Source organism: Candidatus Uabimicrobium amorphum (assembly GCF_009002475.1).
GTDB lineage: Bacteria > Planctomycetota > Uabimicrobiia > Uabimicrobiales > Uabimicrobiaceae > Uabimicrobium > Uabimicrobium amorphum.
In genome coordinates, this window is the sequence record NZ_AP019860.1 from 783,318 (window position 1) to 800,576 (window position 17,259).

Genomic DNA, 17,259 nt, shown 5'->3' on the forward strand with positions numbered 1-17,259 from the left:
TTCCTCATTTAGTAATAACGAAAGTAAACACGTTCCACTTCCTCTTCGCTGACGATAAACCACTTGTGGTGCGATTGGGTAATTTTTACAGGCATTGTATATGTTTTTTCGCGACAAACAATATAAATTTTTCCCGATAGTACAAAAGGATTTTTTCGCATTTGTTGGTAGATGTCCACGATGACTTGTGCTTTACTTTGCGACCAGCTGACAACAAATTGTGGGTAACCTGCGCGCAGAAGCCATTGATCAGTGAATGTTTTGTATTGAGGAAGAGCACGTATTAGTTGTGTGTAATTTCGGTATTTTTGGGTGTGGACAATGGTGTGCCACAAACGAAAAAACTTTTTATTTCCTAGATAAACGCGTAGCATATCAAATACAACAGGTGCTTTTGTCGCTATTATTTGTGGGTGAGTAATACTTAGTGGATCGGCCAGTGCGTATTCCGTAGGAATATCTATTTTGCGATAGGAGGCCATTTTTTTATCCAGATGGTGAAAGTACCCTATTTTATTTTTTTTAGACTTTATATAAAGTGCGCTAAGATAACTAGTAACGGCGAGGCGTAAATTAGCAGCTAAGTGTGGAACAAATAATTTCGCCAGTTGCGAAACAAAGGACAGTTTTTCGACATCGTCTTCTGTGGCTAGGCTGAGAAAATTATCATGTGAAAAATCACTATTTACAATGACAATCACATCGGATTTTATGGTTTTTTTCCACAGTTTTTGTAGAAATAAAATTTGTTGGTGTATGCGATCTACTGTTGCCTTGTTACCATTGACAACAATGAGGTGATTTGACGAGGAAAGTTTTTTACTCAGGTACTTTTTACCAATAAATAAACAAAATCTTTGTGGAGAATACCGCAAAACTTTTTGACGAAACTCGATGACTTTGGCCGGCGAAAAGTACTTGCGAGTAATCACCGATAGGTTTTTGCCGGGATATATTTGGTAGTTGTAAGTCGCTTTTGTGGTGTACGTTGTCGGAAAGCACATGGCGATCCCCTGTGGATTTTTGTAAGGCATTCGCGCTTTTACTTGAAGGTGAAGGCGTTTTTGCGCATCCCATTTGGCATTGGTAATGATTAGTTTGCCGAGTCCAGGGTACTTTGAAGCAATGACTTTCCAGTCGCAACGATGGGAACGTCGTGTAAAATGAACTTGAGAAATTTTTCCTAGCGCTACATACAGGGACAATTTCGCGACGTTTTTTCGCGCTTGCAACACAACTTGATTCTCAATGTCAATGTAGGCGTTTTTTACAAAAATCTTCACTTGATGGTGGGTGACAGTAATATTTTTTGGTGTCTGTATTTGTTGTAGTGAAGTGTTTTTTAAATTGCGAAAGAAAACCTGTGGGGTATTTGCACGCAAACGTAAAAAAACGTTTTTCCACCCTTGCTGTTGTTGTGGTGTTTGCCACGCCGCCACGTTTGTGGTGAGTTGCACAATCGTATATGCGTGTATTTGTGGAATGCCAATTTCAATGACATGAGAGTTGTACAATTTATAAATAAGACGCTGGGCTTTTACATTGTTGATCTCGGTGTCTTGGAGTTGTATTTGTTGGTAATTGGCAGCGTTTTTTTCGATATCTGTGGCTCGCTGTTGCATATTGGCATACGTTTGTGGAGGAAAAGACATCAAAACAAAACGCGCTTTTTGTTCTATCGAAGTGTAGATAGCCAGTTGCGACTGCGGAGATTTCTGGTGTAACACGCTCCAGTCATCTCCAGGAAGAATAGTCTGAATGCCCAAAGCTTCGTTGTTAACTACATAAGAATTGTCACTATATGCAAATAGTGAAAAGCAAAACAGCAAACAAAAATGAAAAAAACGCATAAAAATCCTTCCTGGAAAAATTTTTCCGTTTGATATACGCCCTATTTGCATTAAAATAAATCGTTATCAATTACAGTTGGCTGCTTGGTGAACATTATTGTCTTTGCCACAATTTGGACAAAATTTGTGATAACTTGCAGCATCGTACTACAGTATACGACGTGCACAGCCAAAAATAAACTTATTCTAACGTTTTTTGTGGCACAAGTTTGTTAGAACTAAAATAAACACAACTCTTATTTGCAGGTTTGTTATGCCTTACACAGTAAAAGACTTTGAGCAAGATTTACTCTCAAAACCATCTCGCGTCAAACCAGTGTTGTTATTTTGCAAACAACTTATGGGAAAAAACATGCAGAAATTTGCTGCGGGTAAAAGTGCAACAGAGTTTGCAAATGTTGTTATTTTAGTTCTGGATACCAACGTTCCGCAGCAAACGGCGAAGTTTTTGGCATATAACTTGTATCCTCACGTAAAAGGGAATTCGCAACCTATACTAAAAAGTATAGGCAAATGGGAAAAAGAGAAAAATACGCGAAAAGTAGTGAAGAGTTTGTGCAGCGTTTTGCAAAAAAGCAGACTGTCTTTGACACAAAAAAATAGCGTTCCAAAGAAAAAGGGTTTTTGGGGAAATCGTATTGCGACGATATCTGCAAGTAAAAAAGTAATCGGGAATCGCGTGAAGACTATTATGCAGTCTGGTCCGCGGGCAATGAAAAACTTGTTTCGCGAGGAAACATTTACGTCGGCGAGTGCCCCGATAAAGAAAAATAAAACTATCTTGGGGACAAATTCTCCGTTAAAGGACAAGGAACTCGAAGATTTACGCGTAGAAACGCTTGTGTCTTTTAACAAACAAAAGCCTCATGCATGGGTTGCCATTCCCAACGAAAGAGAATTACTACGCGCCAGACCTGTGGACGTCTTCAAAATTTTACGCAGTATATCGTTGATGATCAACTTGACCAGAGAGCAAAAAAAATTCGTCAACTTCCTCAAAAATACGCTCATGATTCGCTCAAAATTATTGTGGGAAGATGAAATCATCATAAACATAATAAACCAGGGAATGAGATCGTATAATCATACTCTTGATCGTTTATCCAAGATTTGTACAAAGAGAAATGTAAATCGTAAAATACGCGATTATTTGCATTGCTGTACGGAAATACGCCTAAAAAAACACGGTAATTTATTTCGCAAACAATTCGATCGCGTTGCGAACATCCAAAGCTTGGATAAATTGCTGGATAGTTACACTTTGCAAAGTTCTACGGTGGTTCGCAAATACAAAGATTTGGCCATTATTAGCAATGTCAAAAATCTTTTGAGAGCGTACAATCGCAACCCGCAAAAGTTAGATGTTTTAATGAACAAGCATCTGGGAAAACACGGTGAAACCAATATCAAAAGTAAATTGCGTACGTTATTGGTGACAAGTGGCAGCGATATGGAGATTTTTCGCAAAATTCAGCGCGAAAAAAATATCCAAGGTTGTATAAATGTATTGCGCAGGAGTTCAGGAGATGCCACCGTTTCCAAACTACTCGGTTTGATAGATTCGTTTATGCGTCCAGAGAACAGAACCACTTTTGGCGGTTTTAAGGCGAGCTTGAATTTTGTTTGCCCCGCACTTGCTAGTAGAGTGGAAGCATTGATGAAGTCTCATGTGGTTTTAGAGTTAAATCGAGAGACCAAGACACTGCTCAATTCGAAAGAAGCGGCGATTACGCGTTTAAATTCTCTGACGAAGCTACTGATGATGCCCAAATACCAACAGGCAAATATTAGCATTTTTGAAACGTCTCCACGATCTGTGGCCGATAAAATTAAAGTGATTAAGGGAAGTAATTCTCAACAACTCAAAAGAAATATCGAGCATTCTTTTCCTTCTCCAGAGTTTCCAAAGAGTTTGCGAAATTTGGTAACACAAGCAAAGCAAGATCAGTCTTCGCGGGGCGAGAAAAACGTCGACAATTTCTATCGTGCACTACAAGATATTGAAAATAGAGTGAAGAGACGTGAGTTGACATTGATAAAAAATGAGGTAATAAACCTATTTAAATCCTACGGAAATATCAATTTTTCTGGTACAAAATCGCAACAGTTTTTGAATGGTTACGCGATTGCGCGAGTCATCGAAGACTACTATCGCAATCCCAAAAGAGATAAAATAGATCTTTCCGTGGATATCAATCCACGAGTAAGAAGTAAAGTGAAGGCGATGATTGATAGCGAACGACAACGACAGTTGCAAAAACTATAAGGAGTGTGTTATGCACCAAGCGCAAGCTTTTATTGCCATGCCTTTTGACCAAAAATTTTATACGGTGTACAAAACCATTCGCGCCGCATGTGAATCGTTAAATATTAAAGTAATTCGCATAGATGAAGTCTGGGCAAGAGAGGATATTTACAAGCAGATTGAAGAAGAGATACTCAACTCAGATTTTGTAATTACTGATTTTACCGGAGATCGAATGCTGGAAGTTCCCAATCCCAATGTGGTTCATGAAGCGGCCTTTGCAAGAACAAAGAAGAAATATTTGATTTTAATGGCTCAAGATCACAAATGTTTGCCGTTTGATTGGCGTACAAGACCAGCGATTATCTATCAGATGACACCTGAAGGCCTTAGTTACTTAGAAGAACGGTTGGTTCTTGGTATTAAGGCTTTGATGGAGAAAGATGATTTTGGACGTGATTACGAAGAGGCCGCAGCACACAGCTTTGTCACGGGGTATCCACCGCAAATGCCTCAATATATGCCGGTAGGTTATGCCCCCACGACAATGAATTATGTTCCTCCAAGTAATAATACGTCACTAAGTGAGATTGAGGCGCATCTTATCTCAAAGCAAGCGCAACCTGTGGCGGTAAATAGCAATCATAGTTCACGCCTACCAAAAGGCTTTAACAAAAAGAAGGATCGCTTTGTGTGTCGCATTGATAGTAGCGAAATGATTCATATTCCTGCTACGGAGTTTACCATGGGGTTTGAAGATGAAGAGCCAGAACATCAGGTAGTGCTGTCGGAATACCTCATCGACAAATATCCGGTGACCAATCAACAATTTGCAAAATTTATGGAGTCGGGAGGATACCAATTCCAAGGATTTTGGAGTGAGGCTGGTTGGCAGTGGCGAGTAAACAACTCTATCTTACAGCCTGCTTTTTGGAATGATGAGAAATTTAATAGTCCTGATTACCCAGTCGTAGGGGTTTCGTGGTACGAAGCAATGGCCTATGCCGCTTGGGCTGGAAAACACCTTCCTACAGAAGCTCAGTGGGAACTCGCCGCCAAGGGGTCCGGAACCAATCAATTTCCGTGGGGTGACGAAGAACCGTGTAATAAAAAAGCAAATTATCGTTCGCAATTCAAGCAGCTGACACCAGTTCAGCAATTTGAAGATGCACCTTCGGAGTATGGGTGTATTGATATGGCGGGAAATGCTTGGGAGTGGTGCTATGACTGGTACGATGACGATTATTACGAAAATAGCCCACGAGAAAATCCTCTTGGGCCAGGGTATAGCAGTGATGAAGAAAAAGTATGCCGTGGAGGTGCCTGGACCTATGACGTGGATACTCTAAAAGTATATTATCGTTTTTTTGGTATCATTACTTTACGTGATAAAAGCTCTGGCTTTCGCTGTGCTAGAATTTTATAGGAAAAAATAATGGATAACTTCTCGATAGCAAAACAATTTCCTCAATGGAATTTTCATGAGCAAATCGGCGACAATTATTTATTAACAACATACATCGCCGAGAATTCTAAACATGGAAAGTGTGTTTTGAAGTTATTTTCAAAAACTTTGTTGAGGGATAGCGAACAGACAAAGACTTTCTTCGAGCAGCTCGATACCACGATTCGTATCAGCCACATCAATTTGGCCAAAGTCCATCAAACGAGTATTTCCGAAGAGGGAACGTATTTGTTTCGCGAATTTCTCGAAGGTGAGAGTTTAGAAAGTCAACTGCAAAAAAGAACTTTTACCCCTATTGAAGCAACGCAAATGATTCTCGACATCGCTCAGGGAATTTTTTCGGGATATCCATTTGGGATTGTATACAACAACATCAAACCATCAAACATCATTGTGGATGACGCTGGCGTGGCGAAACTTTGTGACTATTGTCTTCCAGCCATTGAATTGGCCTATCTATCTCCTGAACAGATAAAAAAACAAGAGGTAAGTAGCAAATCTGATGTGTATTCTCTCAATATTATATACTACGAAATGGTCAGAAAGCGTTTCCTATTTCACGGCAAGACGATAAAAGATATCATTGAATTACAAAGTAGAACAGCAATTCCTCCGCAGCTGAAGAATTTTAAAAATTGGCCGAAAGGTCTTCCTACGTCTATACGCGATATTATTTGTAAAAATTTAAATCGCGACCCCCAAGAGCGCGATACGCCTTTCCACTTTGTGAAACAGTTAAACGGAATTCTAAAATCGCTAAAAGTTCCACGGCGCAATACCATTAAAATTCAGAAACAAACGGTAACACGCCGTGTCAAAAGACCTAGTACGGACAAAAATGTGTGGGGAGAGGTCGGACTAGAAAATAATGTGGAAAGTCAAGTTCTTGCAGACGAATCGGTTACCGATGCCGAAAACATCGTTTTTTCTGAAGAGAAACTTGAGAAGTACATTCAAGAAGAGATTGACAGCGCTCTAACAAAATTTCGTACCGACAAAAATGAAATACTACCGTGTTTAAAGTTTTATTTTCCCAAAAAGTATGAAGAAACCATCGTTGGTTATTTACTTGACCTCTTCCATGAAGAGTGTTGGTTGATTAAAGACACGGATAAAATGAGCTATCTCGAAATCGAGATTGATTTGGAAAAAGGCTGTATCCAAAAACATTACTACAAGTTTGAAAATATACTAGAAACAGCGATTAGTAAAGCTTATGAAGCCTATGATGGTAAAGACGAAGACGAAGATGAAGACGAAAACGATAACAACGAAGATAAGAGTCAAGAGAATAACGAACCAACGAAGGGTAACCACGATAAAACAATCGATAGTGAAGATTTGTACAAAACAATTGATGTAGATAGCAATGAATTTGTTTTACCAGAAGTGAATGAAGACATAAGTGTTTCTGAAAAGGATGGGGTCACAAAAATTGTGACAGAAAAAGGCTCGGTGGAAATAGACAGCAAAGACTTGAGCGGCTCGCTGGATGGCTACGATTTAGAAGGTGAACACATTGAAACACTCAACGACATCACTGTTGATTCGTTGACTTCGGTGAAAAATTCAATAAAATCCTTATCTTTTACACGACAAAGCCTAATGGTAAGTCGCCAACTCATTGGCAAAAAAGTACAGATTACCGTTGATTTCGACAATAGACATGAAGCCACTGCATGGGTTAAATTTGTTCGCAAATATAAACTTTACAAAGGAAAGCAGTTTATTGTTGAAGACGAAGATGTCGATGTAGAGGTTGAACCCGAAACCGAACGCCAAACATTTACGATTTTTATTGATCGCTTGAAAGCGTATGAAAAAGTAAGTGAACATATTGATCGCATCAAAGAGTTTTTTGAAGGTGACTATGAAATCTCCGAAATGGATCGTGGCGGAATGGGAGCTATTCTAAAACTGATTAGCAAACACGATAGTACGATTCTTTCCCTGCGCCCCGAAAATTATTGGGCGCGGTATAAATTTGCGGAATATTTAAAGAGTTTACGCAATCTAAAGGGGGAAGAAGTTTTTTACGCCGAACTACCCAAAGGAACGGAGTTTGTGATCAAAGTAGGATTTGAAGGGTATGAAGAGTCTTTAATCCAAGAAGCGAAGATACTGACGAGTTTGGCAGAAAATGAAAATATTTGCAATACGATTATTGGGTGTGTACAACAAGGGCGCCTATTTGCGCGAGATGAAAAAGAAGACCAAGAAAAAATTGGTTATTACCTCATGCTGGAGTATGCACACCAAGGTAATTTAGAGCAAATATATAAGAGCTGTCCAGACAATCGACTTTCTCCTTCCATTGCCTTTGCGATTATGTATGGCATGATTCAGTCGTTAAAGATTTTGAGTGATAAAGGCATTATCCATCGCGATATCAAGCCACAAAATATTCTATTAGATAACAACGGCATTCCGAAGCTTACTGACTTTGGCTTGGCAATTACCACGAACCAGGCAAGTAGTAAGTTAACCGACGATCGCAAGAGACTATTGCGTATTGTCGACGAAAAATTCTGTAAAATTAGCATTCAGCGCGAACACATGCAAACTATTTTACAGAATCTAATACGTACACAAGAGAATTCGGAAGCCATCGACCTTGTGCTCCAAGAAAAAATAGAAATTCTTTCCGAAGCGATTGAAAAGTTAAAAAAACAAGAAGAACATCGCGCCGAAGAACTCAAGGAAAGGTATCGTCCCATTAGTGCGGAAGAAAACGCCTTGAAAGGTCGTTTTGCGGGATCGTTGTACTATGCAGCGCCAGAACAGTTTACAACGGATGTTGTACTAACAACAGCATGTGATATGTATCAATTGGGTATGGTCATTTTTACCATGTTGACTGGCAAAAAGCCCGTGAGCGGACGCAACACTTTTGATATTATGAGTAAAATTCTCGACCCAAATAAACCTCGTGTAAAAGATCACATTGAAAGTAGTCCTATCGTGGACATACTGAGTGAGTTGATCGAAAAAATGATTCAGCATCAACCACAAGATCGCATTGGCGTAGAAGACGTTCGCAAAACGATGTCAGAGGTTTTATTTGGTTATGCTCTAGAATTAAAGAAAGAGCCCATCTTTACCCCTAAACTAAAATTAAATGAAAAGCAACAGGAACGTTGGGATAAAAAAGTCGAGTACGCAAAGAAATTGCATAAGACATGCATAGACGCTATTTTTAGTACTGTATTTCAAGACCGTGGTTTACCCGAACTTCAATAGGAGAACAATCAATGCTCGATGAAATCATTCACTATTTCGCTATTTGGAATATCATTGAACCGTGTATCTTTATTTTTGTCATTTTCATTTTCTTTCGCGACCCCATACGTCGCTGGAATTTTTTTGGTTATCGTCCTACGGCAGTTACCGGAATATTTGACCCTAAATTAGAAAAAGTAATTTTTTCCAAAGTAAACGGTTTTTGGTCATTCAACCAAGGGGGAATATATGAAGACAATATGTACACAACTGTTGCCGACATTTTAAACCGTGAAGTAGGGCTTCCACAAACGCGCTTTAAGCTCATTTATTTTACTTCTTTGGGAAAAGTAAGACTGCACAACAAACGTTTACTTACACGTGCACGCATAAGTGCGTTTAGTATTCGCAGTAAACTGCGTGGCAAAGGTTACATGGGGTGTTATATTCGCTGTAATCTAGAAGGTATTGAGAGTGTTATTAAAAAAGGTGCTGGTATTGAAGAAGTTCGCGTAGTGAGTTTTGCAGAGGCCAAAAAACTTACCGATGAAAGATGCGATCACGAAGAGCACCAAGAAAAAAAACGCAATATGATTATTGCGATGATTGAAGAAATGGAAGGCTTTGCAAGAGACGAGAAAAAGTGGAGAGAAACGCAAAGTATCGAAGAAAAATCCGAAGAGAAGGCAAGCAAAGAAGCACAGCCAGAGAATAATGAGGAAAACGGGGAATAATGGACATTGCGTTTTGTTTGTTTAAATATTTTCCCTTTGGTGGTTTACAAAGCGACTTCCTATCCATCGCCAAAAAATGCCGCGAAAAAGGACACCTCATTGATGTTTACACGCGTAGCTGGCAAGGGGAAATTCCCGATGGATTCTCTGTTCATTTGATGAAGACAAATGCCATAACAAATGTCGGCAAAGATGTGGCCTACGCCAAAAAATTACAAAAAAAGTTGTCTACGCAGCAAAAACTAATTGTCGGTTTCAACAAAGTTCCAGGGCTACATGTCTATTTTGCTTCTGACAGTTGTTACGCGAGAAAAGTGCAGCATAAGTCGTCGTGGAAAAAGAGCTTTCTTCCACGTAATTATCACAAACTGGACCTCGAAGCAAGTTTATTTCACTCCCCGCAAGCCCATGTAATGTTTATCGCTCCGCAGCAATTAAAAGACTTCCAGGAATTTTACGATGTAAAACCACAGTACACACATTTACTTCCTCCGGGAATTAACCCACAACTAAAAGAATATAAACGCGACAACAGTTATCGCGAGAAATTACTTGCCCATTTGCAACTTGCAAAAGATACGTTTGTGATCTTGATGGTTGGCTCAGGCTTTCATACCAAAGGTGTTGACCGTTCTATTCGTGCAATTCACAGCTTAAAAGACAACAAGGCACACTTAATTATCGCTGGAAAAGGCAAAGAAACATACTTTGCGAATATGGCGAAAAAATTAGGTGTGGAGAAACAAGTTACTTTTCTAGGCGCGCGTTCCGATATTCACGAACTATATTTGGGAAGTGATATGCTTCTACACCCTTCTTATACAGAATCCGCAGGAAAAGTTTTACTCGAAGCAACAATATTGGGGCTACCGGTTATTACCACCGCAAATTGCGGCTATGCTTTTTATATAAATAAGGCGAAAAATGGCATTGTCGTTCCCGCACCCTTTCGGCAAGAGAATTTGAATGACGCACTCCAAAAAATGAGAACAACATCAAACCTATACCAAGTGTGGGGAGAGAATGGCTGGAACTATGGCCGCGAAAACGATCTTTACAGTCAGCATGACCGAGCCGTCGATATCATTGAAGACGTCGGACGTTCTTTAAACTTGAAGATGTAACGACACGTAGCTTGTTTATAAAAAGGAATGTGGTTTGGACCCTAATTTTTTTGACCAATCTAACGATCTCGATCCTAGTTTTTTAAAGGGCATTGGTTCGCAAGACACGGCCCCAACCAAAGAGTTTACCATGCCATCTACGAGCAAGTTTGATCGCTATATGATTGAAAAAGAGTTGGGGCGCGGAGGTATGGGAGTCGTATACAAAGCCTACGATACAAAATTGCGACGAACTGTTGCACTAAAGGTGATTCTAAACAGTAACATTGGTGACGTGAAACGCTTCCGTTTAGAATCAGAAGCCATGGCGCAATTACATCATCCGCATATCGTACGCATATACGATTTTGGCGAAGCACCGCAGTTGCATTTCACCATGGAATATATCGACGGTGTGACTCTTGCGGATTTAATTGATGAACAGAAAATAAAGCCGTTATTTTTAATCAATCTCATGATGAAAATTTGTGATGCCCTGGCCAGTGCACACAAACATAAAATTTTACATCGTGATATCAAACCTTCGAATATTATGATTACGCGAAGCGGTGAGCCGAAACTGATGGACTTTGGTTTGGCAAAGATTTATGACAACGCGCAACAGAGTTTGTCTAAAAGCAACGATATCATGGGAACGCTTTTGTATATGGCCCCAGAGCAAATGATGGGGAAAGCTACGGAGAAAAGTGACATATATTCGATTGGCGCGACGCTCTATGAGGCATTGACATACCGCAACATTTACGACGGGCGTTACTCTCACGAAATTCTTTTGCAAATGGCGACACATCGGCCGACACCACCACGACAAGTCAATCCGCAAATTTCTCCCTACTTAGAAGCTGTGTGCTTGAAGTGTTTAGAAAAAAAACAAATAAATAGGTATAAAAATTGCCAACAACTTGTTCGCGAGTTCAAGAATTTAAAAAGCAATAAACCGATACTTGCCAAAAAGTACACCTACCAAGACACGATTAAAAATTTTATTAGCGAACATCGCATACTCGTGGCCAGCACATTGGCGATTATTATTTCGCTTTGTGTTTCTCTTGCTGTAGTGGTGAAATACTCATTCGATATTAAACGCGAAAAGATACGTGCGGAACAAGGAGAAAATAAAGCACGGCAAGCAACCGCCGCGATAAAAAAAGAAAAAGAGAGAACCAAATTAGCCCTAAACAAAGTGATGAATATTCTTGAGTACTCGGTAAAGAACCATTCACATGTGTTTCGGCAAGACAAGAATTTTGCCAAGCTTGTTTCCGAAGTTTTTGGCTCTGTGGGGAAGTATGGAGAGAACGAAGAATGGGGAGCAATAAAGGGCTTTATTGCGCAGATGAGCGGTAATCTACAACAGAGTTTAGAATATTACAACGAGCAAGTTGCCAATGCAACATCTGACCCGATTGTTTACTACAACCGTGGTCGCATATTTGAAGAGTTAAAAAAATATAAACAAGCCATGGCAGACTACGACACCGCACTACAACTCAGTCCTAAGTATGTGGATGTTTATCACGCTAAAGCGACGATTTATGACATTTGGCAAAAATATGAGTCAGCGCTACGTGAGTATCGAAAAATTATGGTGATAAACCCCGATTACATGCCTGCCTACTTTAATAGTGCGAGTACTTACGAAAAATTGGGGAACATATCTCAGGCATTTGTCAATTACAATAAAGCGCTGCAACTTGCACCAGATCATTCGCAAATTTACTATCAACGCGGAAATTTGTATAGCAAGTGTAAAAATTACAAATTGGCGTTAGTAGACTATAGCAATGCCGTTCGTACCGGACCTGATAATGCGATTTATTATTACAATCGCGGTAGTATATACGAGATTTTGCAAGACGATAAGCACGCAGTTTTGGATTACAACAAGGCACTACAGCTCAATCCTAACTATGTGAATGCGTATTTCAATCGTGGCAATATCCATCGTAAACACAAAAATCATTTACAGGCACTACGTGACTACAATAAAGTCGTACAATACGCTCCGCAAGATTTCGAAGCGTATTGTAATCGTGGAACCATATACTTTGCCTTGCAAAAATATCGCGAGGCCATTAACGATTTTCACAAATCCCTGGCCATTTCCCCGAAGTATTGGCAGGCACACCATAATTTATACTCGTGCTACAAAGCAGTCAATGAAAATGCAAAAGCACAATATCATCTACAAAAATCTCGCCTATTACGTGTTAAATAAACACTCATTGTCATCCCTGCGAAAGCAGGGACCCAGCGTCTACGAGTTAATTTTTCATTGCTGGTTTCCCGCTTACGCGGGAATGACATGGATTTGTGAGTCTTTATTAAAAAAGTTTTTACTCTTAGCTTACACGGGAATGACACATGTGATAGGTGCTGACATCTTCGCTAAATCAATTTACTTCTTACTGATTTAACCACACAGGCTTTTGTGTCACAGGCATGAAAACAACATCTTCGAGAAAAGACTTCGCATCGGCGATGCACGCTTTGCCTTTGTCTGAAGAAAATACTTTGTACATGGAATCGACGTCTTTCCACCACAAGTAAGCAATTTCGGTGTCTTCTGTTGCGTAAACCACATATCCTTCACATCCCGAATCAACAAACGCTCCGCGCCCCATTTTTACATGTGCGTGTAGACGTTGTAAGAAATTTTCGTCGCCTTTCTTGCGTCCAACGTAAAGAACAATATGTGCGTCTGCTGACCAGTCCGGTGTTCCCAAAGAGGCGTTGTATAACACGTTGTTTTTCATCGGTTCCTTTTCATTCCAGGCTACCAATGGTTTTTTACTAACCTTTTGTTTCGCAAGTGCTTCGATGAAAAGATGTGTCAGTTGATGATCAGACTTTGGATTTTGGCCAGTGATTAATTCGCGATCGCGAACCGCATGACTTGTCCACGGCTTGGCGTGACTGAGTTTTCCACCCGCTTTTTTTAACGCTTCTGCAGGAAACTCTTTCATTTTACCGTGTAAAATATTTTCTTCGGCAAATTTCTCTTCGTCGTTAGAAAAAATTGTCATATTGTAATCTTTGTAAATCCAGCCATTTTCATCTTTCGCGGCTAGTAGAGCAATAGGACCATGACAGATAAGAGCTGTCGGTTTTTGTTGCTTATGAAAATGTCGTAAAACTCTTCCCACTTGTGCGTCGCGACATAGATCTTCCATAGGCGCGTGGCCACCAGGAAAAAAGACGCCCACAAATTCATGAAGTTGTTCGTCACTTATGGTGGAAAGCTTAACAGGGGCGACAAAGTGCGATAGCTGAATCAACTCTTTCGCTTTTTGGTACTCTTCTTTCGAAGAAAAATGCTGTACATCATCTCCCACCGCGTCCATAACCGGTTTGTTACCCTGAGGATTGGCAAAGACAATTTCGTAATTGGCCTTCATTAGCGCCATGACAGGTATGGTTAACTCTGACAGAAAGAAACCTGTTTTATGTTTACTATCATCGGCAAGAGTGATGTGATCGGAACTCGAAACAATCACCAATACTTTGTCTCTCTCAGCACAAATGCACGTTAAACACAATAGTACAGTTAGCAATAACTTCATATTCTTCTCCCAATTAAATTGAATGTATAGATTTATCTTGCCATAAATTTTGATATTAGTAAAATTATATATTGTTATTTAAATCATAAAAAAAACTAATGGCGTATTCTATGCAAAATTTTGAACAACTAAATTCCAAATACTTCGAAGCTTTTTGGGTTGCTTGTGAAACGCTCAATTTTACAAAAACAGCGAAGATTATTCACATTACGCAATCGGCGGTTACACAACAAATAAAGAAGCTCGAAACACAACTACAAGCACAGCTCTTTGTTCGTGCGCAAAAGAACTTATATTTAACACCTGCGGGGAAAAAATTACGCGCTTTCATTGCAAATTATCTCGATAATGTGGCCGAACTTGTTAGCGAGATTAAGGAACAACAAGCCGCACTATGCGGTAAAGTTCGCTACGCCATGCCCGAAAGTTGTCTAATCTCACCGCATTTTTCGCAACTTCTCCAATACCAACAGCAACATCTACCACAAGTGCAATTGCAAGTGGAGGTGAATACCCTTGATGTTATTTACGAAAAAGTGGCACACTACGAAATCGACTTTGGATTTGTCACATCGCGATACAATATACAAGCGGTAGAGTTCACTTCTTTTTGTGAAGAAGAATATATATGGATTGCGCACGGTTCTCGTAAATTGTCTGCACAAAAAATTTTACAGCAACCCATGATTGCCTATCCTGGGATGGAAGTTCTGTACGAAATATGGTGCAAACAAAAATTACCATCTTATCCAGCATTTTCTCAATTGAAAATTGTAGGTAAGATCAATCATCTTCAAGGTGTGATGGATATGGTTTCTTCGGGCATGGGGATTACGTTGATTCCCAAACACTGTTTGCAAAAGTATCACAAAAACTTATCGCAAATTTGTAGTGGCAAAAAAGTGATGAACACTATCTATATCATCACGTTGGAAAATCTACAACAGACCATACGTGTTCGCGAAATTATCAATGTCTTCCTCGGCATGCACTAAAATCGTAATCGTAGCCATAACCGTCCCTGACCGTCACCGTGTCCCTGACCGTCACCGCAATCGTAGCCGTAGCCGTAACCGTAGCCGTAACCGTAGCCATAACCGTCACCACGACAACTACTCATGAACAGTTACTTGAACCCCTGTTATTGTAATACGAACACTCGGAGCATTCCAATTCCAAATCTTTTCATGTAGCAAACATGTTGCATAAAGTGACAACAAGCACTGACCTGGTTTTGTCCAAAAATTGTGATTTTCCGAACGAAATCCCGAAACCATCGAAAACGGAATGCGGTGACTTTGTCCTGGCTTTAACATGAAACCTGTTCCACCACGCATTTCGTCAATGTGTGTTTTCGCTGTCATAATCGAGACAAAACCGGCTCCTTTTCCGGTGACACCGACTTCGCCTTTATCTCCACCAAGTTCGAGTTTGATATCTTTATTTGCATTGTTGGTCAATTCGAGAAACATTCCTAATTTTATTGGTTTGGTAAGCGGTGTTCCCCCACCATTTAGGAAAGCTTTTCGGGAAATAGCGCGCATTTCTTTGGCAAACTGTGGCAAAGATTTACCTGCGGAATCGATTTTATATTCCGTTTTTGTCACCACGAACTTCACCGCAAGCTGATCAAACATTTGTTGTTGGTTTTTTGTGGGGATCTTTTTGTCGTGTGTAATCAATGTTTTACCAATGATAATCAAAGGCGTTGCAATATTTTTTTGCGTTGTTGTTTGTTGTTGAACCGACAATACCGCTTGCACAACTCGTTGTGGTTTACTTATGTTGTTTTTGACCTGGCAATATAAAATTACGTTGTGTGGGTAGTCGTCAACGGTCAACTTTTGCGATTTTAAACCTCTTGTTTGTGAAGGATTGATTTTAAATCTATGTTTTTTGCCAGCGATTTGTATATAGGCGCTTACAAGAATAGCTCTTGTGGTCAAAGTTAGGTGTGTCGTGGGAAAAAGATTTGCTTTATTTACACTACTTTCGGAATGTGGAGGTTCGTGAAAATCAATCTTTAAAGTAACACCCCCAGTTGTATACGCGCCACTAGAGACTATGTGTGGGGCAGCAAATAATGTGTGGGAACATAGAACGAGTAAAGTGTAGATGATGTGTATGTGAACTCTCATGATTTCTCCTATTTTTTGGTTCAGAAACACTTGGCCAAGCGTTTGATCCCTTGTTCTAGTATGTCTTCCTCGTAAAAAGAAAAGCTTAGGCGTATGAAGTTGGGTAATTTTTTTTGTGTGGAAGGATAACCTTTGCCGAAATGAATTGTTTGCATGAATATGTTATTCCCTATTTGCCGGATTTGTCACAAGGCGACAACTGTTATTTTGTCTCGCTGCTGTTGATTTTTTTGAAACCTTGGATAAAAGTATCGAAATTTTCGCCAGTTATCATCGTGAAGTTATTCTCGGTAGTTATTCTCACGGCCAATACATTCTTGATATTCGCGATGTGATCTGTGAATACATGGAAAATACCTGTCGATACATTTCCCATATCATCTATGTTTATGTTAGCCGGGGTTAATTCCCAACTTTCGTCTTTGAGAAGAAACTTGACGGACTTTATGCGTCCCATTTTTTCCGCGTCTTCGGAGCCGGGAAAATAAGCAAGCAGATAGTTATTATTGCCTTTTGTCATGGAAGAAAGAAAAAGAGGAGTGGGGTTTGTGTAGATGATTATTTGCTTGAGAGCACTGTATTCACCAGGATCTGTGTCTACATTTTTTGGGTAGCCTTTATACCACATGAGACTTACCTTTATTTCATTGTCTTTTAGTGGTTTATTTTTTTTAGAAGATAAGTGTTTATGGAATACGCACGCACACATAAGCAAACAGAGCAAGCAAATTTTTTTCATCTGTGTCTCCTCAATAAAATAATAGGTAGCGAATTCTGGTGGTGAATACCTCTATTATTATCTATTTCGTCGGAAACAACAAAAAGAAAAAATTTTGATTTTTTTCATAAATTAGGTTTTTAAAACGATGACTGCTTGTTTCCGTTCTTTTACAGGTGCGATTTGTATTTTCCCCAATCACG

The 17,259-nt window shown here is 39.7% G+C and carries 13 protein-coding genes; 7 read left to right on the forward strand and 6 right to left on the reverse strand.

The window, feature by feature from the left end; translation table 11 throughout:
* Nucleotides 1–8: 8 nt before the first annotated feature.
* Nucleotides 9–1,850, reverse strand: coding sequence for a M1 aminopeptidase family protein (locus UABAM_RS02690; protein ID WP_151966456.1), 1,842 nt, complete (start codon nt 1,848–1,850; stop codon nt 9–11).
* 253 nt (nt 1,851–2,103) lie between these two features.
* Here UABAM_RS02690 and UABAM_RS02695 point away from each other — a divergent pair, with 253 nt between their 5' ends.
* Genes UABAM_RS02695 through UABAM_RS02720 form a run of 6 tightly spaced genes read left to right on the forward strand, consistent with a single transcriptional unit; the run spans nt 2,104 to nt 12,855 of the window.
* Nucleotides 2,104–4,116, forward strand: coding sequence for a hypothetical protein (locus UABAM_RS02695; RefSeq protein ID WP_151966457.1), 2,013 nt, complete (start codon nt 2,104–2,106; stop codon nt 4,114–4,116).
* Between the two features lie 10 nt (nt 4,117–4,126).
* Nucleotides 4,127–5,521 carry a formylglycine-generating enzyme family protein gene (locus UABAM_RS02700; RefSeq protein ID WP_151966458.1) on the forward strand — a complete coding sequence of 465 codons (1,395 nt, stop codon included), beginning with the start codon at nt 4,127–4,129 and terminating at the stop codon, nt 5,519–5,521.
* A gap of 9 nt (nt 5,522–5,530) precedes the next feature.
* Nucleotides 5,531–8,800, forward strand: coding sequence for a protein kinase domain-containing protein (locus UABAM_RS33855; RefSeq protein WP_151966459.1), 3,270 nt, complete (start codon nt 5,531–5,533; stop codon nt 8,798–8,800).
* A gap of 11 nt (nt 8,801–8,811) precedes the next feature.
* On the forward strand, nt 8,812–9,513 hold the full coding sequence (locus UABAM_RS02710; protein WP_151966460.1) for a hypothetical protein: 702 nt from the start codon (nt 8,812–8,814) through the stop codon (nt 9,511–9,513).
* Nucleotides 9,513–10,637, forward strand: a complete 1,125-nt coding sequence (locus tag UABAM_RS02715) for a glycosyltransferase family 4 protein (RefSeq protein ID WP_151966461.1) — start codon at nt 9,513–9,515, stop codon at nt 10,635–10,637. Before UABAM_RS02710 ends, UABAM_RS02715 begins: the two co-directional genes overlap by 1 nt.
* A gap of 34 nt (nt 10,638–10,671) precedes the next feature.
* Nucleotides 10,672–12,855, forward strand: a complete 2,184-nt coding sequence (locus UABAM_RS02720; protein WP_151966462.1) for a serine/threonine-protein kinase — start codon at nt 10,672–10,674, stop codon at nt 12,853–12,855.
* A 187-nt stretch (nt 12,856–13,042) separates the two neighbouring features.
* On the opposite strand, the gene UABAM_RS02725 is transcribed toward UABAM_RS02720, so the two are convergent.
* Nucleotides 13,043–14,200 (reverse strand): type 1 glutamine amidotransferase domain-containing protein, encoded by a 1,158-nt coding sequence (locus UABAM_RS02725; RefSeq protein ID WP_151966463.1) that lies wholly within the window; start codon nt 14,198–14,200, stop codon nt 13,043–13,045.
* Between the two features lie 110 nt (nt 14,201–14,310).
* On the opposite strand from UABAM_RS02725, the gene UABAM_RS02730 reads away from it, so the two are divergent.
* Nucleotides 14,311–15,195, forward strand: coding sequence for a LysR family transcriptional regulator (locus UABAM_RS02730; RefSeq protein WP_173013101.1), 885 nt, complete (start codon nt 14,311–14,313; stop codon nt 15,193–15,195).
* On the opposite strand, the gene UABAM_RS33860 is transcribed toward UABAM_RS02730, so the two are convergent.
* The 4 genes from UABAM_RS33860 to UABAM_RS02740 are packed head-to-tail and all read right to left on the reverse strand — an operon-like array spanning nt 15,192 to nt 17,077.
* The gene (locus UABAM_RS33860) at nt 15,192–15,320 is read right to left on the reverse strand and encodes a hypothetical protein (RefSeq protein ID WP_261343957.1); all 129 of its coding nucleotides are present in this window, start codon (nt 15,318–15,320) and stop codon (nt 15,192–15,194) included. The two genes, UABAM_RS02730 and UABAM_RS33860, sit on opposite strands and share 4 nt — an antisense overlap.
* Nucleotides 15,313–16,338: a hypothetical protein gene (locus UABAM_RS02735; protein ID WP_151966465.1), complete on the reverse strand. Its 1,026-nt coding sequence runs from the start codon at nt 16,336–16,338 to the stop codon at nt 15,313–15,315. Before UABAM_RS02735 ends, UABAM_RS33860 begins: the two co-directional genes overlap by 8 nt.
* A 20-nt stretch (nt 16,339–16,358) precedes the next feature.
* Entirely contained in the window at nt 16,359–16,493 is a 135-nt protein-coding gene (locus UABAM_RS33865; RefSeq protein WP_261343958.1) for a hypothetical protein, read from the reverse strand.
* Between the two features lie 47 nt (nt 16,494–16,540).
* Nucleotides 16,541–17,077, reverse strand: coding sequence for a hypothetical protein (locus UABAM_RS02740; protein WP_151966466.1), 537 nt, complete (start codon nt 17,075–17,077; stop codon nt 16,541–16,543).
* Nucleotides 17,078–17,259 lie beyond the last annotated feature (182 nt).

Coding starts and splice junctions, on each gene's coding strand:
- UABAM_RS02690 (WP_151966456.1), bottom strand. CDS start 1,850: ATGCGTTTTTTTCATTTTTGTTTGCTGTTTTGCTTTTCACTATTTGCA.
- UABAM_RS02695 (WP_151966457.1), top strand. CDS start 2,104: ATGCCTTACACAGTAAAAGACTTTGAGCAAGATTTACTCTCAAAACCA.
- UABAM_RS02700 (WP_151966458.1), top strand. CDS start 4,127: ATGCACCAAGCGCAAGCTTTTATTGCCATGCCTTTTGACCAAAAATTT.
- UABAM_RS33855 (WP_151966459.1), top strand. CDS start 5,531: ATGGATAACTTCTCGATAGCAAAACAATTTCCTCAATGGAATTTTCAT.
- UABAM_RS02710 (WP_151966460.1), top strand. CDS start 8,812: ATGCTCGATGAAATCATTCACTATTTCGCTATTTGGAATATCATTGAA.
- UABAM_RS02715 (WP_151966461.1), top strand. CDS start 9,513: ATGGACATTGCGTTTTGTTTGTTTAAATATTTTCCCTTTGGTGGTTTA.
- UABAM_RS02725 (WP_151966463.1), bottom strand. CDS start 14,200: ATGAAGTTATTGCTAACTGTACTATTGTGTTTAACGTGCATTTGTGCT.
- UABAM_RS02730 (WP_173013101.1), top strand. CDS start 14,311: ATGCAAAATTTTGAACAACTAAATTCCAAATACTTCGAAGCTTTTTGG.
- UABAM_RS33860 (WP_261343957.1), bottom strand. CDS start 15,320: ATGAGTAGTTGTCGTGGTGACGGTTATGGCTACGGTTACGGCTACGGT.
- UABAM_RS02735 (WP_151966465.1), bottom strand. CDS start 16,338: ATGAGAGTTCACATACACATCATCTACACTTTACTCGTTCTATGTTCC.
- UABAM_RS33865 (WP_261343958.1), bottom strand. CDS start 16,493: ATGCAAACAATTCATTTCGGCAAAGGTTATCCTTCCACACAAAAAAAA.
- UABAM_RS02740 (WP_151966466.1), bottom strand. CDS start 17,077: ATGAAAAAAATTTGCTTGCTCTGTTTGCTTATGTGTGCGTGCGTATTC.